This is a genomic window from Bradyrhizobium uaiense, assembly GCF_010811875.1.
GTDB classification, from domain to species: domain Bacteria; phylum Pseudomonadota; class Alphaproteobacteria; order Rhizobiales; family Xanthobacteraceae; genus Bradyrhizobium; species Bradyrhizobium uaiense.
In genome coordinates this window covers 1-22747 of the sequence record NZ_VKHP01000154.1, presented here as the reverse complement: position 1 = coordinate 22747, position 22747 = coordinate 1, and the positions used below count along the sequence as shown (strand labels likewise).

Here is a 22747-nt window from a genome sequence, read left to right as displayed (position 1 = left end):
GGCCTACAAGATCGAGAACGGCAAGCTCGGCGCGCCGCTGAAGGGGGCCATGCTGATCGGCAATGGACCGACCGATCTCCACAGGATCACCATGATCGCAGCCAGTTGCACGGCCTGTCCGCGCCAGCTGGTCGGCTTGGCCGCCACGACTTCGTTTCCGCTGCTCACTAGCCCGTTCCTCCGACCGTAATCCGTTCCATCCTGAGCGTCGGCTGGCCGACGCCGACCGGCACACCCTGGCCGTTCTTGCCGCAGGTGCCGATTCCCGTATCCAGCGCAAGATCGTTGCCGATCATGGTGATCCTGTGGAGATCGGTCGGTCCATTGCCGATCAGCATGGCCCCCTTCAGCGGCGCGCCGAGCTTGCCGTTCTCGATCTTGTAGGCCTCGGTGCACTGGAACACGTATTTGCCGGAGGTGATGTCGACCTGGCCGCCGCCGAAATTGGCGGCATACATGCCGTTCTTCACCGAGGCGATGATCTCGGTCGGATCGCGGTCGCCCGACAGCATGTAGGTGTTGGTCATGCGCGGCATCGGCACATGGGCATAGCTCTGCCGGCGTCCGTTGCCGGTCGGCTTCATCCCCATCAGGCGGGCATTCTGGCGGTCCTGCATGTAGCCGACCAGGATGCCGTCCTCGATCAGCACGGTGCGGTTGGTCGGCGTGCCCTCGTCGTCGATCGAGAGCGATCCGCGACGCGACGCCATGGTGCCGTCGTCGACCACGGTGACGCCCTTGGCCGCGACCTGCTTGCCCATCAGGCCGGCGAACGCGGAGGTCTGCTTGCGGTTGAAATCGCCTTCGAGCCCGTGGCCGACGGCTTCATGCAGCATCACGCCGGGCCAGCCGGCGCCGAGCACGACGTCCATCTCGCCGGCCGGTGCCGGCACCGATTCGAGATTGACCAGCGCCTCGCGCAGCGCGCCGTCGGCGGCGTCGCGCCAGGCCTTGGTCTCGATGAAGCGGGCATAGCCCTCGCGGCCGCCATAGCCCTTGCTGCCGCTCTCCTGCCGGTCGCCCTGACCGGCGACGACGGAGATATTGACGCGCACCAGCGGCCGGATGTCGCGATAGCTCTCGCCGTCGGGCCGCAGGATTTCGACCACCTGCCAGGTCGCGGTGAGGCTGGCCGAGACCTGCCGCACCCGCGGGTCCTTGTCCCTGACATAGGCATCGATCTCGCCGAGCAGTTTGACCTTGGCCTCGAAGGCCGGGCCATCCAGCGGGTTCTCGTCGCCATAGAGCTTAATGTTGGTATGCGCAGGCGCCGCGGCAAAGCTGCCGGCATAGCCGCCGCGCACCGCTGCGACCGCATCCGCCGCGCGGATCAGCGCCGGGATCGAGACGTCGGAGGAATGCGCATAGCCGACGGCGTCGTCCTTGACGGCGCGGAGGCCGAAGCCCTGCGAGGTGTCGTAGGTCGCCTGCTTCAGCCGGCCATTGTCGAACACCAGCGCCTCGGTCTGCCCGAACTCCAGGAACAGCTCGCCATCATCTGCGCCTTCAAGGCCGCGGGCCACCTCGCGGCGGACGGCATCGCGGTCCAGATTGGCGCGGTCGAGCAGGGAGGTCGTGGCGGGATTGGTCATGGTCACTCCGACGCAATGCGATTCCTTGGCATTCCTTGTCATCCTTGCCTGAAGCGCAACTGTTTGCCAGTGCGGAACCGGGAAGCAGGGATTTCGGGCCGATTGAAGCAGAGACGAGCGGAAAACTCATCTTACAACCCGGAAACCTGCGCCGGTCCCGGTTCAGGCCCGGACGGCGATCGCCAAACATAGTGGTTTGGGTGCCAAACCGGGAGTGCCTGCGACCATGCGGTCGATCACGGCAGCCCCGCGCGGTTGTCACCTTGTCGTCATCACCTTCAGCGCCGCCCGGCCTTCCGCGGCTGGCTTTCGGGTAAATCGCCATCGCCCGACGGTTCAGGCTTGGGATGGGCGGCACCCTGCGCCGAGGTCGGAAAACCGTGCTCCTGCGCCCACCGGTACAGCTCGTCGAACACCGGCTTCAGCGCCTTGGCCGATGGCGTCATCTCGTACTCAACCCGCGGCGGCACCTCGGGATAGACCGTGCGCTTCACCAGGCCGTTGGCCTCGAGATCGCGCAGCTGGGTGGTCAGCATATGCTGGGTCACGCCGGGAATCGACTGGCGCAATTCGCCGAACCGCCGCTTGCGGTCGACCAGCTGCCAGAGGATGTCGCCCTTCCATTTCCCGGCCAGCACCGACAGTGCGCGATGAAATTGGGCCGACAGGTCGCCGTTGCACGGCTCGGACGCCGCCGCCGGAGGCTCGGCAGGCTCAATAGTCAGTTTTTTCATACTACCTCACAAAAAGCATCCTACTTGTTCTTTTCATCTTACTCCCGAATCTAGTGCATCGGAAGCCGCGGGCAGGTGGGCGCGCGGTGCGGTTTCGAACCTCTCGGGAGCTATCGATGTCAGTTGCTGTTGCCGCGGCGCCGTCGCGCTGGAAATCCGTCACCCTGTGGGTCGTCAGGGGACTGCTCGCTCTGGCCTTTGCCGCCGCGGGTGCCGCCAAGCTGTACGGCGTGCCGATGCTGGTCGAGGAATTCGAGCATATCGGGCTCGGCCAGTGGTTCCGCTATTTCACCGGGTCACTCGAGCTGGTCGGCGCCATCCTGATCCTGCTGCCCCCGGTCGCAGCCTTCGGCGGCGTGCTGCTGAGCTGCATCATGGTCGGCGCCACCATCACGCATCTGTTCGTGGTCGGCGGCTCGCCGGTGCCCGCCCTTGGCCTGCTGACCTTGAGCGCGATCGTCGCCTACGCCAAGCGCAGCCAATTCGCCCTGCTCGCGAGCGCGCCGTGAGGCGGCCGCGATGCGTCTTAGCCGCCGCCTCCTGACGGTTGCCGCGGGGCTCGTGCTGGCATTCGCGGTGCCGTTCGCCGCGACATTGCTGCTCACCGGCTCGGTCGCGGCGGTCTCCAAACCAGAGCCGAAGAAGCCCGAGCCGCGCGTGCATCATGTGGTGCTGCCGATCAACAGCGACGATCCGACCACGATGCGGGCGCTGATCTCGACCGCGCTCAACCTCCCGAAATATTATCGGGAGCGCAACGAGCCGTTCGAGATCGAGATCGTCGCCTACAATGCCGGCGTCCACATGCTGCGCGTCGATACCTCGCCGGTGAAGGAGCTGCTGCGGGTGGTGCGGGGGCTGACGCCGGACATCCGTTTCGTGGTCTGCGAGGCCACCAAGCTCGGCATGGAGCGCGCCGAGGGACATCCGCTGGTGCTGCTCGACAATGTCGACCTGGTGCCGAACGGGCCTGGGCACATCATCGAATTGCAGGAAGCCGGCTGGTCCTACATCCGGTCGTGAGCGATGCGGATAGTGCAAGGGGAGAATCCGTCATGACGCCTGTTCGAACGCCCACGCGCCGCGCCGTCATCGCCGGCATGATCGGCGCCGGCGCTTCGTTCGCGATGCCGGCCGCGACCGTACGCGCAGCGTCGCGACCGCCGCAATTCGGCTCCATCCGGCATCAGTTCACGCTAGTGCAAGGCGCCCGCCCGGTGCCGCCGGTGGCGATCCCGGCGCTTGCCGGAGGTGCGCTCGATCTTACCGCGTTCAAGGGCAAGTTGGTGCTGGTGAACTTCTGGGCCACCTGGTGCGCGGCGTGCCGGACCGAGCTGCCGATGCTGGACCGGCTCGCCGCCAGCGGCCGCAGCGACTTTAAGGTCGTCGCTGTCAGCACCGATCGCAATCGCGCGCTGGTGGCGCCCTACGTCAAGCAGTTCAAGCTCCGCCACCTCGCGATCGGCTTCGATCCGGGCGGCCTGGTCTCGCGCGTCGACGCCGCCGAGGTCGATACGCCGTTCGCGCTCTACGGCATGCCGATCTCATTCCTGATCGGCGTCACCGGGCAGGTCGAGGGCTACATGACGGGAGAAGCAGACTGGCTGTCCGCCGACGCGAATGCGTTGTTCGACTATTATGCGGGCGGCAGGCGATGAGCTTGCCGCGCAGCAGTCTGGCTAAAGCATGATCCGGAAAAGTGCGAAGCGGTTTTCCGAAAAGGTCATGCTCAAACAAGGAGCTAAAGCGCGATGACGATTCAACCCAATCTCATCGCGCTTTAGGGCAATTTCTCATAGCCCTCCGCCAGGCCGTTCAGGCTGAGCGGAAAGCCGATGCCCTCTTCAGGGGTCTCGAAGATGATGAATGTCGCGGTCTTGGCGTTCTTGAGCTGGCCGAGCAGCTTGTCGTCCATCACGACCTCGGCGACGCAGCCATTGGGCAGGCAGCGCACGAAGCCGGCGCGGCCGACGTCCTGATTGTCGAGCTTCAGGCCGAGGCCGGAGGGCAGCAGCACGCCGAGCGGGGCGACAACGCGCATCAGGCGGCTCTTCTGGTCGGCGGTCTTCAGCACGATCACGGTCAGGCCGGCGTTGGAGCGGTCTTCCGCTACCACGCTCTGGATCAGCGCGCATTGCTCGGCTTGGGCGCCGGGCGGGGTGTCGCAGCGAATCTGCCAGTCGCCATGGACCGAGCGCACCGCGCCTTGTGCGTTCGCGGGCCGGGTCACGCCGAGGCAGAGCGCAAGAATCACGAGGCCGCCGAGCCAGCCGGCCATCGTCAAACGCAAACCTTTGGCCTGCAAAGCTCTGGCCTGAATGTTCGAAGCGCCCATCCGGGTCGATCCTTTGATGTTCGGTCGGTCCAGCCGTCCGCCCGGCCGCCGCTAGCACGCCCGATCATGATGCGCCTCGAAAATCGCACCGTGATCTCATCTCTTTGTTTGAGCATGATCTTTTCGGAAACCGGCTGTCCCTGTTCCGGATCGTGCTCGTTAGCCGACTGATACCGCAATGACGGCGCCTTGAAGGCGATCTTGAAGCCATTCCCGCGCCGGATTGCGGCAGCCCGCAGCGAATCAGCTTCCTGTGGGCTATCCCGTCTGTGCCTACATCCGGTAATCCCCCTGTCAACTGCGTGCGGCGGCGTTTCGGCGACTTTCGCTTGATTTTGCGGGAAAAATCGCAAGCGGCAGCTTCATCGCAGGCGCATGGCTTTCGGCCCTACTACTGCATTGCGAGCGCCTGAGAATTATGGTTTGAGAGGCTGGATTTCGACGCGTTCTAGCGATCTGGCTCCCGTACCCACCTTGACTCAGAGACGGGTATGTCCGGAAGGCCGTTTGTCAGGGCGGATCGTGCTGCATCTCCGGTCAACGCCGGGGGTGTTTTGGGGAATTATCAAGGGAGCGCGAACGGCATGAAGATGTCGATTGGCCGGTTGGGCAGGCAATTGCTGGGGTTGGCGGTGGCGGGTGTGGCGTCTGTCCCCGCGGGATCGGCATTTGCCGAAATGGGGCAGCCGGCGCCGTGGGAGCACACGCTGCAGGCGGCGGCGACCCCGGTGATGGAAAACATCATCACCTTCCACAATCTGCTGCTCGCGATCATCACCGTGATCACGCTGTTCGTGCTGGCGCTGCTCGTCATCGTGGTGGTGAAGTTCAACGCCAAGGCCAACCCGGTTCCCTCCAGGACCACCCACAACACGCTGATCGAAGTGGCCTGGACGCTGATCCCGGTCCTGATCCTGGTCGGCATCGCGGTGCCGTCGTTCCGCTTGCTGTTCCTGGAGCTCGACGTGCCGAAGCCGGACCTGACCGTGAAGGTCACCGGCAAGCAGTGGTATTGGTCCTACGCCTACCCGGATAACGGCAAGTTCGAGTTCGATTCGCTGCTCGACAAGGACAAGCAGCCCCGCCTGCTCGGCGTCGACAACGAGATGGTGGTCCCGGTGAACAGGGTGGTGCGGATCCAGACCACCGGCGCCGACGTGATCCACTCGTTCGCAGTGCCGTCCTTCGGCGTCAAGATCGACTCGATCCCCGGCCGCCTCAACGAGAGCTGGTTCAAGGCCACCAAGACCGGCGTGTTCTACGGCCAGTGCTCGGAACTGTGCGGCAAGGACCATGCCTTCATGCCGATCGCGGTCAGGGTCGTCAGCGACCAGGAATTCGCGACCTGGGTTGAAGGGGCGAAGAAGAAATTTGCGACCAACCCGGCGAATTCCTACGCCTCGGCTGGTCAGGCGGCGCAGTAGGCCTGACGGCTTACGGCGCGGATGGAATAAGGGCGACGGGACCGCAAGGTCCGAGAGGGACTGCAAGGCAGGATTTTGAACATGGCGACAGGCGCAGCGACACACGACGATCACGCCCATGATGATCACGCCCACCATCCGACCGGATGGCGGCGCTATCTCTACTCCACGAACCACAAGGATATCGGTACGATGTACCTTATCTTTGCGGTGATCGCGGGCGTCATCGGCGCTGCGATGTCGATCGCGATCCGTGCCGAGTTGATGTACCCGGGCGTCCAGATATTCCACGAGACGCACACCTATAACGTGTTCGTGACCTCGCACGGCCTGATCATGATCTTCTTCATGGTCATGCCGGCGATGATCGGCGGGTTCGGCAACTGGATGGTGCCGCTGATGATCGGCGCGCCGGACATGGCGTTCCCGCGCATGAACAACATCTCGTTCTGGCTGCTGCCGGCCTCGTTCGCGCTGCTGCTGCTTTCCACCTTCGTCGAGGGTGAGCCGGGCGCCAATGGCGTCGGAGCGGGCTGGACCATGTACGCGCCGCTGTCGACCTCGGGCCATCCCGGCCCGGCAGTCGATTTCGCGATCCTGTCGCTGCATCTCGCCGGTGCCTCGTCGATCCTCGGCGCCATCAACTTCATCACCACGATCTTCAACATGCGGGCGCCGGGCATGACCCTGCACAAGATGCCGCTGTTCGTGTGGTCGATCCTGGTGACGGTGTTCCTGCTGCTGTTGTCGCTGCCGGTGCTCGCCGGTGCGATCACCATGCTGCTGACCGACCGCAATTTCGGCACCACCTTCTTTGCGGCTGACGGCGGCGGCGACCCGGTGCTGTTCCAGCATCTGTTCTGGTTCTTCGGTCACCCCGAAGTGTACATCCTGATCCTGCCCGCCTTCGGCATGGTCAGCCAGATCGTCTCCACCTTCTCGCGCAAGCCCGTGTTCGGCTATCTCGGCATGGCCTACGCCATGGTCGCGATCGGCGGCATCGGCTTCGTGGTGTGGGCGCACCACATGTACACCGTCGGCATGTCATCGGCGACGCAAGCCTATTTCGTCGCCGCCACGATGGTGATCGCGGTGCCGACCGGCGTGAAGATCTTCTCCTGGATCGCCACGATGTGGGGCGGCTCGATCGAGTTCAAGGCGCCGATGATCTGGGCGGTCGGCTTCATCTTCCTGTTCACCGTCGGCGGCGTCACCGGCGTCGTGCTGGCCAATGCCGGCGTCGACCGCGTGCTGCAGGACACCTACTACGTGGTGGCGCACTTCCATTACGTGCTCTCGCTGGGCGCCGTGTTCGGCATCTTCGCCGGCTGGTACTACTGGTTCCCGAAGATGTTCGGCTACATGTACTCGGAGCGGATCGCCAAGGCCCACTTCTGGTTCACCTTCGTCGGCGTCAATCTGGTGTTCTTCCCGCAGCATTTCCTCGGCCTGTCGGGCATGCCGCGCCGCTACGTCGACTATCCTGATGCGTTTGCCGGTTGGAACCTGATCTCTTCGTACGGCTCCTACATCTCCGGCTTCGGCGTCCTGATCTTCATCTACGGCGTGATCGATGCCTTCGTCCGCAAGGAGCAGGCCGCGAACAATCCGTGGGGTGCGGGTGCGACCACGCTGGAGTGGACGCTGACCTCGCCGCCGCCGTTCCACCAGTTCGAAGTGCTGCCCCGCGTGCAGTAAGTCCAAGACAACGCGGCGCACCCTGGGTGCGCCGCGCCTTTTGAAGAGAAGTGAGACCTGATCTTGTCGGTTGTCGATCACAACGCCATTGAGCTGCCCCGGATCTCCGAGGCCGAAGTGGGCGACTACATCGCGCTCTTGAAGCCGCGCGTGATGTCGCTGGTGATCTTCACCGCGCTGGTCGGGCTGATGATTGCGCCGGTGCACGTGCATCCCGTGCTGGCGTTCACCTCGATCCTCTGCATCGCGGTCGGCGCCGGCGCTTCCGGCGCGCTCAACATGGCCTATGAGGCTGATGTCGACGCGCTGATGACGCGCACAGCCAACCGGCCGATCCCGCGCGGCCGGATCACCCCGGCCGAGGCGGCCGCCTTCGGCCTGACGCTCGCCTTCTTCTCGGTGATGACGCTCGGCATCCTGGTCAACTGGGTGGCGGGCGCACTCCTTGCCTTCACCATCTTCTTCTACGCCGTGATCTACACGATGCTGCTGAAGCGCTGGACCGCGCAGAACATCGTGATCGGCGGTGCCGCCGGCGCGCTGCCGCCGGTGGTGGCGTGGGCCGCCGCGACCGGCTCGCTCTCGGTCGAGCCGATCCTGCTGTTCCTGATCATCTTCTTCTGGACCCCGCCGCACTTCTGGGCACTGGCGCTGTTCCGCAGCGACGACTACGCGCGCGCCGGCATCCCGATGCTGCCGGTGGTCGCCGGCCCCGACGCGACCCGTCTGCAGATCCTGCTCTACACCATCGTGCTGGTCGCGGTTGCGCTGGCGCCGTGGCCGCTCGGCTATTTCGACGCGATCTACGGCGTCACCTCGCTGGTGCTCGGCGCCGGCATGCTGTGGCTCGCGATCGAGGTCTACCGCCGCCGCGAGGGTGTTGCGGCCAACCGCGCCACGCGCCGGCTGTTCGCCTTCTCGATCCTTTATCTGTTCGCGCTGTTCGCCGTCCTCCTCGCCGAGGTCGTGGTCCGCGCGATCCTGCCTGTCTTCATCGGGTAGGGACGCCGGGGGGCGAGATGGGGGCGCACGGGATACCAATGGACGGCAAGAACGAACCAGAAGGCATCGTCCTCACCGAGGCGCAGCTCAAGAGCCGCCGCCAGCGTTCGATCGCCATTGCGCTCGCGCTCGGCGTCATGGTCGTGCTGTTCTTCGCCGTCACGCTCGTCAAGGGGCCAGCCGTGCTGGTGCGGCCGCTGTGAGTGAGATGGCGAACCAGGGACCGCAGCAAAGTGAGGGCGCCAAGGTCACACGCCGCACGCTGACCCGCGACGCCATGGTCGCCTCGATCTGCGGTTTCGTCGTGGTGCTGATGCTCGGCGCCTCCTACGCCGCCGTGCCGTTCTACAACTGGTTCTGCCGTACCACCGGCTTCAACGGCACCACCCAGGTCGCGACCTCGGTGCCTTCGGATGCGCCGCTCGAGCGCACCATCGCGGTCAGCTTCGATTCCAACGTCGCGCCGGGCCTGCCCTGGAAGTTCGAGGCCGAACAGACCACGATCGACGTCAAGATCGGCCAGGTCGTCACGGTCTATTACACCGTCACCAACCAGTCGGCGCGCACCACCACCGGTCAGGCCGCCTACAACGTCGCGCCGCTGACGGTCGGCGCCTATTTCCAGAAGATCAACTGCTTCTGCTTCACCGAACAGACCATGGCGCCGGGCGAAAAGCGCGAGATGGCCGTGGTGTTCTATGTCGATCCGGCGCTGGCCAAGGACAGCGAGAACGACACGCTGAAGAACATCACTTTGTCCTACACCTTCTTCCCCGTGCGCGACGCCGCGCCGAAGCCCGTGGCGGCGGGCGAGGCGGAGCAGCGCAAGGGCGGCTAGAGCATGATCCGGAAAAGTGGGGACCGGTTTTCCGAGAAGATCATGCTGATGAGATTGGAATTCAAGATTAAGACGTGCCTTGCGGCACGCGAATGGAGAGACGGCAATGGCTGAGGCGCAAGTCAAGCATCACGACTATCATCTCGTCGACCCGAGCCCGTGGCCGGTGGTCGGCTCGGTCTCGGCCTTCATCATCGCGCTCGGTGCGATCGGCTGGATGCACCACATGTTCTCCGCCGCCCCGATCGTGTTCGGCGTCGGCACCATCGGCGTGCTCTACACGATGGCGAGCTGGTGGGGCGACGTGATCAAGGAAGCCCAGTACAAGGGCGACCACACCCGCGTGGTGCAGATCAGCCACCGCTACGGCATGATCCTGTTCATCGCCTCCGAGGTGATGTTCTTCGTCGCCTGGTTCTGGGCCTTCTTCAACTCGGCGCTGTTCCCGGCCGATGCGGTGCATGCCACGCGCGATGCGGTGTTCGGCTGCGGCGCCGGCACCGCGATGGGCGCCTGCTCCGTTCCCGGCACCTGGCCGCCCCACGGCATCGAGACCTTCGATCCCTGGCATCTGCCGCTGCTCAACACGCTGCTACTCTTGACCTCGGGCACCACAGTCACCTGGGCGCACCATGCGCTCTTGGAGAACGACCGCCAGGGCCTCAAGCAGGGCCTGATCCTCACCGTGATCCTCGGCGCCCTGTTCACCTGCGTGCAGGCCTATGAGTATGCCCATGCGACGTTCTCGTTCGGCGGCAACGTCTATGGCGCGACCTTCTTCATGGCGACCGGGTTCCACGGCTTCCACGTGCTGGTCGGCACCATCTTCCTGCTGGTCTGCCTGATCCGCGCCTATGCCGGCCACTTCACGTCGAAGCAGCATCTCGGCTTCGAGTTCGCCGCCTGGTACTGGCACTTCGTCGACGTGGTCTGGCTGTTCCTGTTCATCTGCATCTACGTCTGGGGCCACGGCGCCGAGTCGATGGCCCACGGCGCCCACTAAAGCGCAGGCCGACGTGCTAACAAGGGGCGGCCGAATGGCCGCCCCTTTGCGTTTCCCTTCTCCCCTTGTGGGAGAAGGTGGCGCGGATGTAATCCGCGCCGGATGAGGGGTCTCGATCCGCGGAGACAGACCCCTCACCGGGCTACATCTCGCTCCGCTCGATTTCGCCACCCTCTCCCACAAGGGGAGAGGGGGAAGGAACCAAATGACGGACACCCCGCCCACTGTGACCGAGAGCGCGCTCCGCGGCATCGCCTGCCGGTGTCCGCGCTGCGGCAAGGGCAAGCTCTATTCCGGCTTCCTGACGCTGGCGCCGCGCTGCCAGGCCTGCGGCCTCGACTTCGCCTTCATCGATGCCGGCGACGGACCGGCGATCTTCGTCATCATGCTGGCCGGCGCCATCGTGGTCGCGGCGGCGCTGATCGTCGAGGTGAAATACCAGCCGCCGTTCTGGGTGCATGCGGCGCTGTGGCTGCCGTTGATCGTGGTGACCACGATTCTGCCGCTGCGTTCGATGAAGGCGCTACTGATCGCGCTGCAATTCCACCACAAGGCCGCCGAAGGCCAATTGATCGAGCGCGACCCGAAATGAATGAGACCACCACGACCCATCGGCCGAGCGCGGCCGGCTTCGGCATTTTCACGTTGATCCTGATCGCGGTGTTCATCGCGCTCGGCGTCTGGCAACTGCAGCGCCGGGTCGAGAAGCATGCGCTGATCGCCGCGCTCGAGGCCCGGCTGGCCGCTCCGACCGAGGCGCTGCCGCCGCCATCGGCATGGCCCACGGTGACTTCGGCGAAGGATGAATTCCGCCGCGTCACCCTGACCGCGACCTATGCCAAGCAGCCCGACGCGATGGTGTTCAGCTCCGGCTCCGCGGTGCGTGACGACGTCGCCGGTCCCGGCACCTGGGCGTTCCTGCCGGCGAAGCTCGCCAGCGGCGAGACCGTCGTGATCAACACCGGCTTCGTCCAGAACACGATGCAGGATCGCGCCTTCGAGGATCGCGTCACCGGGCGCCTCGTCACCGGCACGCCGGTCGAACTCACCGGCTATATCCGCTTTCCCGAGCCGCCGGGCCGGCTGACGCCGAAGGAAGATCCGGCGAAGCGGCTGTGGTTCGTGCGCGATCATCGCGCGATGGCGCAAGCGCTCGGCTGGGGACCGGTCGCGCCGTTCTATATCGACCTCGAGGCGCCGGTGCCCGACAGCGGCACGCCGAAGCCCGGGCCGCTCAAGGTGCGGCTCAAGGACGACCACATGCAGTACGCCATCACCTGGTTCTCGCTCGCCGCCGCGGTCACGATCGCGTTCGGCCTGTGGTGGCGCGGCCAGCGGCGCAGGGCAGGTTAGGGCGGTTCGTGCCGGAGGGGCGATGTCACAAGGCTGCTTCGGCTTCGTGTGGCGCGGCCTTCCGCGCACCTCTGCGCAGGTTGGCTAACGACCGGCTGATCCTGTCGAGATAGATGTACACGACCGGTGTCGTGAACAGCGTCATCAGCTGCGAGACGATCAGCCCGCCGACGATCGCGAAGCCGAGCGGCTGGCGCAATTCCGATCCGGTGCCGGTGCCGATCATCAGCGGAACGCCGCCGAGCATCGCGCACATCGTCGTCATCAGGATCGGACGGAACCGCGCCCGGCAGGCCGTGTAGATCGACTGTTCGGCGGAAACATGCTGGTGACGCTCAGCCTGCAGCGCGAAATCGATCAGCATGATGCCGTTCTTCTGCACGATGCCGATCAGCAGGATGATGCCGATCAGCCCGATCACGTCGAGCCCGAGGCCGAAGGCCCACAGTGCGACCAGCGCCCCGAGCCCGGCGGACGGCAGCGTCGAGAGGATCGTGATCGGATGGATCGTGCTCTCATAGAGCATGCCGAGGATCAGATAGACGGCGACCACCGCGGCCAGGATCAGGATCGGCGTCGATGCGAGCGCTGCCTGGAACGCCTGCGCATTGCCCTGGAAACTGGTGACGACGGTCGAAGGCACGTGCAGATCGGCGGTCGCCTTCTGCACGGCTGCGACCGCGGTCCCCACCGCCGTGCCCGGCGCCAGATTGAAGCTCAACGTCACCGACGGAAACTGGCTTTGGTGATTTACCGAGAGCGGCGCGGTGCCGTAGTCGATGCTCGCGATCTGGCTCAAGGGCACCATCGTCCCCGCGGACGAGCGGACGTAGATGCGGTTGAGCGCGTAGGGGCCGAGCTGGAATGACGGATCGACCTCCAGGATCACGTAATAGGTGTTGAGCGTCGTGAACAGCTGGGCGACATGCCGTTGACCGAATGAGTCATAGAGCGTGTTGTCCACCGCGGCCGGATCGATGCCGAGGCGGGAGGCGGCGTCGCGGTCGATCTGTAGCTTGAGCTGACGCGCGGCATTGGCCTGGTCAGTCGCGACGTCGGCCAGTTCCGGCAACGTCTTCAGCTTCTGATACAGCTTGCCGGCCCACAGATTGAGCTCGTCCTGGTTCACGTCGGTGAGGGTGAATTGATACTGCGTCTTGGACAGGCGGCTGGCGAGGTTGATGTCCTGCGTCGCCTGCATGAACACCGACATCCCCTTGATCTTCTGCAGCGCGGTGTCGAGCTGCCGGATCACCTGATCGGCGGACGAGCTGCGCTCGTTGCGCGGCTTCAACAGCACGAACAGACGGCCGTTGTTCTCGGTCACGGTCGGGCCGCCCGGTCCGATATAGCCGGTCGCATTGGCGACCGAGGGGTTTTTGGAAATGACGTCGATGACGCTGCGTTGCAGCGTCGCCATCTGCGCCGGCGAGATGTCGGCCGAGGCTTCCGTGATGCCGGTGATCATGCCGGTGTCCTGCTGCGGGAAGAAGCCCTTGGGAATGCCCACGAACAGCAGGCCGGTCACCGCGACGCTGGCCAGCATGATCGACAGGGTCGTCGCCTTGTAGCGCAGCGCCGCGGCAAGCACGGCCTCATAGCCCGTCTGGATCGCGACGAAACCGCGTTCCAGCGTGCGCAAGATGATCCCGGCCTCGGCGCCCTGGTGCGGCGACAGCAGATAGGCGCACATCATCGGCGTCAGCGTCACCGAGACGATCACCGACACCACGATGGCAACGCACACCGTGACGGCGAATTCCTGGAACATGCGGCCGATCACCCCGCCCATCAGCAGCAGCGGAATGAACACCGCGATCAGCGAGACCGAGATCGAGATGATGGTGAAGCCGATCTCGCCGGCGCCCTTGAGCGCGGCCTGCATCGGAGAAAGACCTTCCTCGATATGCCGCGAGATGTTCTCGATCATCACGATGGCGTCGTCGACGACGAAGCCGACCGCGATCGACAGGCCCATCAGCGACAGATTGTCGAGACTGTAGTTGAGCAGATACATCACGCCGAAGGTGCCGATCAGCGAGATCGGGACCGAGACCGCGGGGATGATGGTCGCCCAAAGATTGCGCAGGAACAGGAAGATCACGCCGACCACCAGCGCGATGGTCAGCACCAGGGTGAACTGAACGTCGGCGACGCTTGCGCGGATCGTCTGCGTGCGGTCGGAGGCGATCGTGACCTTGATGTCGGACGGCAGGCTCGACACCAGCTGCGGCAGCAGCTTCTTGATGCCGTCCACCGTGCTGATCACGTTGGCGCCGGGCTGACGCTGGATCGCGAGGATGACGGCGGGCTTGTCGTTATACCAGCCATGCAGGGTGATGTCCTCGGCCGCCACGACGGCATGTCCGATGTCGCGCAGGCGCACCGGTGCGCCGTTGCGATAGGCGATGATCAGATCATCATACTTGTTCGCGGTCAGCACCTGGTCGTTGGTGGCCAGCGTGTAAGCCTGCTGGCTACCATACAGCACGCCCTTGGGCTGGTTCACGGTGATGTTGCCGAGCGTGGTGCGCAATTGCTCGAGATCAAGCCCCGCGGCGGCGAGCTTGGCCGGATTGACCTGCACCCGGATCGAAGGCTTCTGCATGCCGCCGATGGAGACGAGCGAGACGCCCGGCACCTGCGACAATTTCTGCGCCAGGATGCTGTCGGCATAGTCGTCGACCTTGGTCAGCGGCTCGGTGTCCGACGTCAGCGCGATCAGCAGCACCGGCACGTCGGCAGGATTGACCTTATGGAAGGTCGGCGGCGACGGCATGGTCTTGGGCAATTGCCCCGATGCCGCATCGATCGCAGTCTGCACGTCCTGCGCGGCCGCATCGACGCTGCGGTTCAACGCGAATTGCAGCGTGATCTGGGTGTTGCCGAGCCCGCTGCTCGAACTCATGCCGGTCAGGCCTGCGATCTGCCCGAACTGCCGCTCCAGCGGCGTTGCGACCGAGGAAGCCATGGTCTGCGGGTCGGCGCCGGGCAGTTGCGCGGTGACCTGGATGGTCGGGGTATCCACGGTCGGCAGCGCCGAGACCGGCAGCCGCACGAAGGCGATCATGCCGACCAGCACGATGGCGACGGCCAGAAACGCGGTGGCGACGGGCTTGCGGATGAAACCTGCGGAGACGTTCATGGCAGCATACCTGCGCTTGCAGTGGTTGCGTCCTGGACCTGGTCTTTCTTGTCATCGGGCACGATCTCGACCGTGGTCCCCGGATTGAGCCGGTACTGACCGGCGGTGACGACGGTCTCGTTCGCTGCGAGGCCCTGCTCGATCAGGACCTGCCCGTCGCGCGATTGGCCGGTCGTGACATTGCGGATGCCGACGACGTTGTTCGAGCCGACCGCATAGGCGAAGCTGCCGTCAGGACCCTGGCGCACCGCCGTCAGCGGCACGGTGAGCGCGTCGTGCCGAACCGCGATCGTCAGATGGACGTTGACGAAGGTGCCGGGCCACAGCGTGTTGCCGGCGTTGGGAAACGATGCCTTCAGCTGCACGGTGCCGGTCGAGCTGTCGACCTGGTTGTTGATCAGCATCAGGCTGCCGTGGTCGAGCTTGTGCTTGTTCTGTGCGTCATAGACGTCGACCGATGCGTCGCCGGACGCCAGCGCCTGCCGTACGCCGGGGATCTCGCCGGACGGCAGGGTGAAGATCACCGCGATCGGCTGCAACTGGGTGAGGACCACGAGCCCGTTGGTGTCGGTCGGGTGCACGATGTTGCCGGGATCGATGCGGCGGATGCCGGTGACGCCGTCGAACGGCGCCGTGATCGTGGCGAAGCTCAGCTGGGTCTGCGCGGCCTCCAGCGCCGCCTTGTCGAGCGCGACCGTGCCTTCGCCCTGCGAGACCTGCGAGTCCTGGGTGTCGAGCAGTTGCTGGGTCGCAAACCCGCGATTGGCGAGCGGCTGGGTTCGCGCCAGATTGGTCCTGGCGTTCTTCAGGCTGGCCTCGTCGCGCGCCAGCGCGGCCTCGGCCTGGTCGACCTGGGCCTCGTAGACGCGCGGGTCGATCCTGGCGAGCACGTCGCCGCGCTTCACCCGCTTGCCTTCGACGAAATCGACGCTGTCGAGCGTGCCCTGCACCTGCGTGCGTATGGTGGCCGTGTTGATCGGCGTCACCGTGCCGAGGCCCTCGAGCACGATCGGCACATCATGCTGCAGGACCTTCGCCGCCGTCACCGGAACGGCGGACGGGATGGGCTCCGACGCGGCCGCCTGCGGAGCCGCATGCATCGCGCTGTCCGGCAGATACACGGCGTAGGCGCCGGCGCCGATTGCAGCGGCCACCAGGACCGCGCCCGCGATCTTTGAGGTCTTCGATGTCATGGGTCACCAGCTCCGTCGGTTGTCCGGCGGCCGATGGTTGCGACCAGCTCCAGGACAAAGGTTTCAGTTGCGCTGGCCGCTGCCGCTGCCGCTTCAGCTCCGCGGCCGGCAGTCAGGTCGAGATTGATGATGCGTGCGTCGAGATCGGCGGCGCGCAACGCGCCGATCAAGTTGCCTTGCGGCGCGTCGTCGTTGCGATGAACGACCAGCCGGATCGCGGCCACCGTCGGCACGATACGAAACGGCAGTGCGTCGGCGGCGACGTCGACCGCGACAATGCCGCCGCAGGGCAGTTCGCCCCGCAGCGCCAGTTCGAGCATGCGCCGCGCGAGGTGCCCTTCGCCGAGCAGGATCAGCTGCCGCGGTGTCATGCCGGTGCGATCGAGCGCCTCCGCAACGCCGCTCAGGATCCCGGCATAGCTGGTTTCGCGAAGCGCGATCGGCAGCCATGTCGCTTGCGGCGTCAGCCGCCGCCAGCGCGCGAAGGTCTCCGGCACCGCGATATCAGCGGCCCCGGGGACAGCCAAAACGCCGACCAGCACGCGCGCGGTGGCGCGAAGGGGCCGGGTTGCGATGGCGCTGTGCGGGCTCTCGGGCATGCGCAGAAGCTGGGCCCGAGGCCGATATTATTCAAATGAATTGTCTTTATTCATTAATTCATATCATGCATGATGGCGCCATGCGGATGCGCAATCTCGATCTCAATCTGCTGCTGGTGTTCGACTCCATCATGCGCGAGCGCAGCGTGGTGCGCGCGGCCGGCGCGCTTGCGATCAGCCAGCCCGCCGTGAGCCACGCGCTGAACCGGCTGCGTCATGCGCTGAAAGACCAGCTGTTCGTCCGCACGCCATCCGGCATGCTGCCGACGCCGCGGGCGGAAGCGCTGGCGCTGCCGGTCCGCAAGGCGCTGAGCGAGTTGCAGCTCGCGGTCGAGGGCGACCGGTTTGAACCGGCGCAGGCGGAGCGGCGTTTCACCATTGCCGTCAACAATTATGCAGCGGTGGTCGTGGCCGGCTCGATCATCGCGGCGGTGCGCGCGCAGGCGCCTAAGGTGCGGTTGACGCTAGTGCCGAGCGGGACGTTGAACCTTGCCGACAAGCTCGATCGCGGCGAGCTCGATCTCGCGATCTCCGCTCGTGCGCTGGACGGCGAGCGCTTTGCTTCACGTCGGCTGATCGAGGACCGGTTTGTCGCGGTGCTGCGGGCCGGTCACCCTGCGTTGCGCAAGAAGCTGACCGGCGAGACGCTGGTCGAGCTGCCGCACCTTGCGATCACCTCCAGCGGTGAAGATCTGGATTTCGTCGACACCTGGCTGCGGGCCCGCAAGGCCGAGCGCACCATCGCTTCCGATGTCCCGTATCTGTCCGCCGGCGCGGTCCTGGTGCAATCGAACATGGTTGCGATCCTCGGACGCAAGCTCGCGCTCGAATTCCGCCGTGCCTATCCGATCGAGATGCGGGAGCTGCCGTTCGATGCATCGAAGCTGCAGAGCGTCATGAGCTGGCACCGCCGGTTCGACGACCTGCCGGCGCACCGCTGGCTGAGAGACACGATCATTGCCGCAACCAGCGGCATTTGATCGCTGCACTTCGTCAATGGCCGACAGGCGCGGGACCACCAAGCTTGACCTTGCGCAGGGTCAGCGCCAGCGGGATTGCCGACAGCGCGATCAGCATCAACACCCAGAACGCATCCATGTAGGACAGGAACGAGGCCTGGGTCTGCACCTGCTGGCCGATCCACTGGATCGCCTGGCTGTGGGCCTGCGCCGGCGAGTTGCCATGGGCGACGAAGAAGTCGGTGACCTGGTGCAGCGTGTCCTGGTATTGCGGGCTTGACGGCGTCACCTGCTCGACCAGCCGGCTCTGGTGGAATTGCTGGCGATGCGTCAGCACGTTGGAGACCAGCGAGACGCCGATCGAACCACCGGTGTTGCGCGCCGCGTTGATCAGTGCCGACGCCTGGTCGGTCTTGGTCGGCGGAATGCCGTCATAGGATGCCGTCATGATCGGAATGAAGATCAGCGGCAGGCCAACGCCGATCAGCATGCGCGAGCGCGCCATGAACCAGAAGCCGAGATCGCCGTAGACGTTGGTCATGCTGTACATCGAGGCCGCGATCACCAGCGCCCCGATCATGATCAGATATTTCGGCTGCACCTTTGCGGCGAGCCGGCCGACCACGAACATCATCAGCATGGTGACCACGCCGCCGGGCGAGAGCACGAGGCCGGCCCAGGTCGCGGTGTAGCCGAAATCCTGCTGCACCAGCTGCGGCAGGAACTGGGTGGTCGCAAGCAGGATGGCGCCGGTCGCCAGCATCACCAGGAAGCTCGCGCCGAACTGCCGGGTCGCGACCATCCGCAAATCGATCATCGGATTGCGGCGCGTCATCTCCCACGGGATCATCAGCACGAATGCGATCGCGCAGATCGCCGCTGAGATGACGATGAAGGACGATCCAAACCAGTCGTCCTCGAGGCCGCGGTCAAGCGTCACCTCGAGCGCGCCGAGGAAGGTCGCCACCAGCGCAAAGCCGATGAAATCGAACGAGTTGTCCTGCTTCTGGTCCTGGTTCTGGTCCTTGGCCTTCGCCGGCTCGCGCAGCACCGCGGCGATCGCGATGGTCGCGAACAGGCCGACCGGCGCGTTGATCAGAAAACACCAGTGCCAAGACAGATTGTCGGAGAGCCAGCCGCCGAGCGTCGGGCCGACCACCGGCGCCACCACCACGGCGATGCCGAACACCGCAAACGCCTGCCCGCGCTTCGACGGCGGGAACGCATCCGCCAGGATCGACTGCGCCACCGGCACCATGCCGCCGCCGCCGAGACCTTGCAGGATACGGAACAGCAGCAGCGCGTTCAGATTGGGCGCGAAGCCGCACAGGATCGAGCTGACGGTGAAGATGCCGAGGCAGATCAGGAAGAACGTCTTCCGCCCCAGCATTTTGGCGAGAAAGCTGGAGGCGGTCAGGATGATGGCGTTGGACACCAGATAGGAGGTGACCACCCAGGAGGCTTCGTCCTCGCTGACGCCCATGCCGCCGGCGATATAGGGCAGCGCGACGTTGGCGATGGTGGTGTCGAGCACCTCCATGAAGCTCGCGAGCGCAACCACGATGGCGATCAGCCAGGGATTGACGGCAACGCTCGGAACAGGGAGGCTTTTGGCATCGATAGTTGCTGCGCTCATGACAGCCTCCCGGGATCAGAGCTTGCCAAGCCGCTCGAGCAGCGACGGCGACGAATTGATCCGTACCGTCGGGACGACGGACATGCCCGGGCCGAGCGCGACGTCGGTCGGCGGGTTGTCCATCACGATCTTGACCGGCACGCGCTGCACGATCTTGACGTAGTTGCCGGTGGCGTTCTGCGCCGGCAGCACCGAGAACGCGGTGCCTGATCCCGGCTGCACGCTCTCGACATGGCCCTGGATGGTGCGGCCGGGATAGGCGTCGATCTTCAGCGTCACCTTCTCGCCCGGACGCATCTTGTCGAGCTGGATCTCCTTGAAGTTTGCGGTGACCCAGGTCTGGTCGGGCACGAACATCGTCAGGTTGGTGCCGGCCTGCGCGAACTGGCCGACCGCGGCCGACAGATTGACGACGCGGCCCGGCTGCGCGGCGGTGACCGTGGTGTAGGACAGATTGAGCTTGGCCTGGTCGCGCTGCGCGTTGGCCTGGGCGAGGTTGGCGACCGCGCTCTTGCGCTGCGCCTTCAGCGATTCCACCTGGCGCTGCGCGAGGTTGAGCGTCGCCTGCGCGCTCAAGAGCGACGCCTGCTGCTGATGCAGTTGCGAGGTGTATTGCTCGGAATTCTGCACCGTGCCGTAGCCGGTCTGCTCCAGGTGCTGGTAGCGCGTTGCCTGCTGCTCGGCGAAGGTCAGCGCCGCTTGCGCCTGATCCACCTGCGCCTGGTTGGCCGCGATCTGCGCCTGCTGCACGTCGAGCTGTGCATCGACATTCTCGATGCTGGCCTGTGCGGCGGCGACCTGCGCCTCGGCCTGGGCCAGTGCGACGCGATAGTCGCGATCGTCGAGGCGCGCGATCACGTCGCCGGCCGCGACATGCTGGTTGTCGGTGACCGGAACCGCAGTGATATAGCCGGAGATCTTGGGAGCAAGCGCAGACTGCCGCGCCGCGATGAAGGCGTCGTCGGTGGATTCGAAATGCTCGGTGTAATCCATGTACAGATAGCCGCCGCCGAGCGTGGCGGCGAGCAGCACGGCGCCAACAGCGGACACGACCGGACGGCGGCGCAGCAAGCCGCGCTTCCGCGACGTGGCCTCCGGCGGGATCGTTGCCGGCGGAGCGGGCTCCTTGCTTGCGGGACGCTCCTGCGCGGGAGCCCTTGCTGTGATCTCCGGCCGGTCGGATCTGATGGTGGGCTCATGCGCGGCCGGAGCCGGGGGCGAGCCCTCGATGCCCTCGTGTCCAGGCTGGTCGCGCTCCAAAACAGTGTCTTCGAACATGATGGCTGCTCCTGCAGTTGAGCGAGGTCTGCACGGCCTTCGCAGAAGGGAACGATACCGTTCCGTTCTGTGCGGCATTTAGTCTCGTCGCGGTGCAGCGTCAATAGAAACGGAACTGTACCGTTCTATTTACAACTAGATGTGATAGGCCTATATTTCCTGTTGTTGCCGGTCCGACCGGCTCGTGGAACCCGGGTCAAGGCGATGACCACCAGCACCCTGAAGATGCCCCGGGCGCCCAAGACCAAGACGGCGACCGGGACAGCGACCAGGCCGATCGAGGTGCGCGCCGGCCGGCCGCCGAAGGAGTTGGCCGGCGAGGTCGATGCGCGCATCCTCGATGCCGCGCGTAAGGTCTTCCTGCAGCGCGGGTTCGAAGGCGCCAGCATCGACGAGATCGCGGACGTCGCGCGCTCCGGCAAGCGCACGATCTATGCGCGCTTCCAGGACAAGCGCGCGCTGTTCACCGAGGTGGTGACGCGGGACATCCTGTCACGCATCGCGGAGTTCAAGGCCGACGCGCCGGTTGGTGTGACGGTGGAGGAACGCCTCACCAGCGTCGCTTCGACCCTGCTGCATTGGGGGCTCGACGCCGACCGGATCGGCCTGATGCGGCTCGCCATTGCGGAGGCGCATCGCTTCCCGGATCTCGCCGCCACCGTCAACCGCAGGGCGCGCGCGCTCGCCACCGAGCTCGGCATTCACCTGCTGCGCGACCTGACGCAATCCGACGAGCTCGGCAAGCTGCCGGCCTTCGCGCCGGAGCAGCTGCCGACCACCGCGCGCATGTTCCTCGACATCATCGCGGTGCCGATGCTGCTTCGGGCATTGTTCGAGGTCGACCTGAAAGCGCTCGACCCGGAGCTCGACGAGCATGTCGCGCGCGGCGTCGCGTTTTTCGTCGCCGCGTGCAGGAGCGGCTGGTCCGAGAATCCGACGCAATAGGCAAGCTCAGCCCGGTGCGCGCTCGACCGCGTGGCGCAACCAGATCATTCCGCCTTCCAGTGTCTCGCAATGGGTGAGCCGCAGCGACTGCCCGGCGCCGGGGCGGTCGCCCTCGGGGCCGTGATAGTCGACGATGCTCTGCGATCCCGCGACGCCATCGACCGCAGGAAAGATCAATGTGCTGAACTCGTCGATCAGCCCATGCTTGAGGAACGCACCATTGATGCCGCCGCCGCCTTCGAGCAGCAGCGTCTTGGCGCCGAACAGCGAGGCCAGCTGCGCCATCGCGCCAGGGAGATCGTCGCCCTTGCGGCCGGCAAAGACGTAGGACGCGCCGTCCTCGCGCAGCTCGGCGAGATGCGCGTCGGAGACCTGTTCGCCGAGCACCGCGACGGCGTGATCGCCGCCGACATTGTCCTTGCCGAAATGCACGCGGCCCGACGGATCGATGCCAACAGCGAGCCTGCGGCCGTCGCGGTTGCCGAGATGCGCCTCGCGCGGCAGCTTCGGCGGGTTGGCGATGTGGCGCTCCGTCCCCTTGGCCATCTCGTTCATGGTGACGCGGCCGATGATCCAGCCATCGGCATTGAATCCGTCATGGATCCGCTCGTAATGGCCACGCAGCACGTCGGCCGGGATACCGGCGGCGGCCTTGGTGAAGCGGCTGGGATGAAGCCGGCCGTCGATCGACGTGCCCATGTGGCAGATGATGTGAGGTCGCATGAGTGGCTCTCATTGCGATGTATGCCGACGGGACGCGGCGAGGTAGGGGTCATTTCATTTAGGTCGCCGCGGTCGAACGCTCAACGTCTGTTCCAACTCTGGTTGCGCCGGCTCCTTCAAAGTGAGGTGAGCACGCTCGACAGGCTCCCTCCCCCCTTGCGGGGGAGGGCTAGGGAGAGGGGTACCACTCGGCGCACTCTCTCAAGGAAACAACGGCGACGCAGGCCAGGCGCAAAGGGCAGTGCGCATATCAACTTTATCGCCCGGGGCTTACCCCTCTCCCCCAACCC

Annotated in this window: 23 protein-coding genes; 14 read left to right on the top strand and 9 right to left on the bottom strand. The window is 65.4% G+C overall.

Going from position 1 to position 22747, the window contains the following annotated elements:
* The coding region (locus FNJ47_RS50585) for a hypothetical protein (RefSeq protein ID WP_206685359.1) at positions 1–190 on the top strand (190 nt) is incomplete at its 5' end.
* Here FNJ47_RS50585 and tldD read toward each other — a convergent pair.
* The gene (gene tldD, locus FNJ47_RS29955) at positions 168–1592 is read right to left on the bottom strand and encodes a metalloprotease TldD (RefSeq protein ID WP_163159562.1); all 1425 of its coding nucleotides are present in this window, start codon (positions 1590–1592) and stop codon (positions 168–170) included. The two genes, FNJ47_RS50585 and tldD, sit on opposite strands and share 23 nt — an antisense overlap.
* Positions 1593–1870: 278 nt before the next feature.
* Positions 1871–2326 (bottom strand): winged helix-turn-helix transcriptional regulator, encoded by a 456-nt coding sequence (locus tag FNJ47_RS29950; RefSeq protein WP_163159561.1) that lies wholly within the window; start codon positions 2324–2326, stop codon positions 1871–1873.
* 116 nt (positions 2327–2442) lie between these two features.
* Here FNJ47_RS29950 and FNJ47_RS29945 point away from each other — a divergent pair, with 116 nt between their 5' ends.
* From FNJ47_RS29945 to FNJ47_RS29935, 3 genes are read left to right on the top strand one after another with little or no spacing between them, the layout of a single operon-like run.
* Entirely contained in the window at positions 2443–2835 is a 393-nt protein-coding gene (locus FNJ47_RS29945) for a DoxX family protein (protein WP_163159560.1), read from the top strand.
* Between the two features lie 10 nt (positions 2836–2845).
* Complete coding sequence (locus FNJ47_RS29940; RefSeq protein WP_163159559.1) at positions 2846–3349, top strand: DsrE family protein; 504 nt, start codon at positions 2846–2848, stop codon at positions 3347–3349.
* 32 nt (positions 3350–3381) lie between these two features.
* The gene (locus tag FNJ47_RS29935; RefSeq protein ID WP_163159558.1) at positions 3382–3984 is read left to right on the top strand and encodes a TlpA family protein disulfide reductase; all 603 of its coding nucleotides are present in this window, start codon (positions 3382–3384) and stop codon (positions 3982–3984) included.
* Positions 3985–4106: 122 nt separating this feature from the next.
* Here the strand turns inward: FNJ47_RS29935 and FNJ47_RS29930 are convergent, their stop codons facing one another.
* The gene (locus tag FNJ47_RS29930) at positions 4107–4661 is read right to left on the bottom strand and encodes an invasion associated locus B family protein (protein WP_163159557.1); all 555 of its coding nucleotides are present in this window, start codon (positions 4659–4661) and stop codon (positions 4107–4109) included.
* A 584-nt stretch (positions 4662–5245) separates the two neighbouring features.
* Between FNJ47_RS29930 and coxB the strand changes: the two genes are divergently transcribed.
* From coxB to FNJ47_RS29890, 8 genes are all read left to right on the top strand, one after another.
* Entirely contained in the window at positions 5246–6085 is an 840-nt protein-coding gene (gene coxB, locus FNJ47_RS29925) for a cytochrome c oxidase subunit II (protein ID WP_163159556.1), read from the top strand.
* Positions 6086–6166: 81 nt separating this feature from the next.
* Entirely contained in the window at positions 6167–7783 is a 1617-nt protein-coding gene (gene ctaD, locus FNJ47_RS29920) for a cytochrome c oxidase subunit I (RefSeq protein ID WP_163159555.1), read from the top strand.
* A 63-nt stretch (positions 7784–7846) separates the two neighbouring features.
* Positions 7847–8785 carry a heme o synthase gene (locus tag FNJ47_RS29915; protein WP_163159554.1) on the top strand — a complete coding sequence of 313 codons (939 nt, stop codon included), beginning with the start codon at positions 7847–7849 and terminating at the stop codon, positions 8783–8785.
* Positions 8786–8823: 38 nt separating this feature from the next.
* Positions 8824–8988: a CoxF protein gene (locus tag FNJ47_RS29910; RefSeq protein ID WP_163159553.1), complete on the top strand. Its 165-nt coding sequence runs from the start codon at positions 8824–8826 to the stop codon at positions 8986–8988.
* A gap of 5 nt (positions 8989–8993) precedes the next feature.
* Positions 8994–9623, top strand: a complete 630-nt coding sequence (locus FNJ47_RS29905) for a cytochrome c oxidase assembly protein (protein ID WP_163159552.1) — start codon at positions 8994–8996, stop codon at positions 9621–9623.
* A 106-nt stretch (positions 9624–9729) separates the two neighbouring features.
* A complete protein-coding gene (locus FNJ47_RS29900) occupies positions 9730–10626 on the top strand; it encodes a cytochrome c oxidase subunit 3 (RefSeq protein WP_163159551.1) in 897 nt (298 codons plus the stop codon).
* Between the two features lie 205 nt (positions 10627–10831).
* Positions 10832–11218, top strand: coding sequence for a DUF983 domain-containing protein (locus FNJ47_RS29895; RefSeq protein WP_163159550.1), 387 nt, complete (start codon positions 10832–10834; stop codon positions 11216–11218).
* Entirely contained in the window at positions 11215–11979 is a 765-nt protein-coding gene (locus tag FNJ47_RS29890) for an SURF1 family protein (RefSeq protein ID WP_163159549.1), read from the top strand. The genes FNJ47_RS29895 and FNJ47_RS29890 overlap by 4 nt, the downstream gene beginning before the upstream one ends.
* Positions 11980–12004: 25 nt before the next feature.
* Here FNJ47_RS29890 and FNJ47_RS29885 read toward each other — a convergent pair whose 3' ends face one another.
* The 3 genes from FNJ47_RS29885 to FNJ47_RS29875 are packed head-to-tail and all read right to left on the bottom strand — an operon-like array spanning position 12005 to position 16916.
* On the bottom strand, positions 12005–15124 hold the full coding sequence (locus tag FNJ47_RS29885) for an efflux RND transporter permease subunit (protein WP_163159548.1): 3120 nt from the start codon (positions 15122–15124) through the stop codon (positions 12005–12007).
* A complete protein-coding gene (locus FNJ47_RS29880) occupies positions 15121–16317 on the bottom strand; it encodes an efflux RND transporter periplasmic adaptor subunit (protein WP_236000166.1) in 1197 nt (398 codons plus the stop codon). Before FNJ47_RS29880 ends, FNJ47_RS29885 begins: the two co-directional genes overlap by 4 nt.
* The gene (locus FNJ47_RS29875) at positions 16314–16916 is read right to left on the bottom strand and encodes a hypothetical protein (protein WP_236000165.1); all 603 of its coding nucleotides are present in this window, start codon (positions 16914–16916) and stop codon (positions 16314–16316) included. Before FNJ47_RS29875 ends, FNJ47_RS29880 begins: the two co-directional genes overlap by 4 nt.
* Positions 16917–16996: 80 nt before the next feature.
* Between FNJ47_RS29875 and FNJ47_RS29870 the strand changes: the two genes are divergently transcribed.
* Positions 16997–17896 (top strand): LysR substrate-binding domain-containing protein, encoded by a 900-nt coding sequence (locus FNJ47_RS29870; RefSeq protein ID WP_163159547.1) that lies wholly within the window; start codon positions 16997–16999, stop codon positions 17894–17896.
* 13 nt (positions 17897–17909) lie between these two features.
* Here FNJ47_RS29870 and FNJ47_RS29865 read toward each other — a convergent pair whose 3' ends face one another.
* Complete coding sequence (locus FNJ47_RS29865; RefSeq protein ID WP_163159546.1) at positions 17910–19511, bottom strand: DHA2 family efflux MFS transporter permease subunit; 1602 nt, start codon at positions 19509–19511, stop codon at positions 17910–17912.
* 15 nt (positions 19512–19526) lie between these two features.
* Positions 19527–20789 carry an HlyD family secretion protein gene (locus FNJ47_RS29860; RefSeq protein WP_430649425.1) on the bottom strand — a complete coding sequence of 421 codons (1263 nt, stop codon included), beginning with the start codon at positions 20787–20789 and terminating at the stop codon, positions 19527–19529.
* Positions 20790–20993: 204 nt separating this feature from the next.
* On the opposite strand from FNJ47_RS29860, the gene FNJ47_RS29855 reads away from it, so the two are divergent.
* The gene (locus FNJ47_RS29855; RefSeq protein ID WP_163159545.1) at positions 20994–21734 is read left to right on the top strand and encodes a TetR/AcrR family transcriptional regulator; all 741 of its coding nucleotides are present in this window, start codon (positions 20994–20996) and stop codon (positions 21732–21734) included.
* Between the two features lie 6 nt (positions 21735–21740).
* Here the strand turns inward: FNJ47_RS29855 and FNJ47_RS29850 are convergent, their stop codons facing one another.
* Positions 21741–22457, bottom strand: a complete 717-nt coding sequence (locus tag FNJ47_RS29850; RefSeq protein WP_163159544.1) for a dihydrofolate reductase family protein — start codon at positions 22455–22457, stop codon at positions 21741–21743.
* Between the last annotated feature and the right edge of the window lie 290 nt (positions 22458–22747).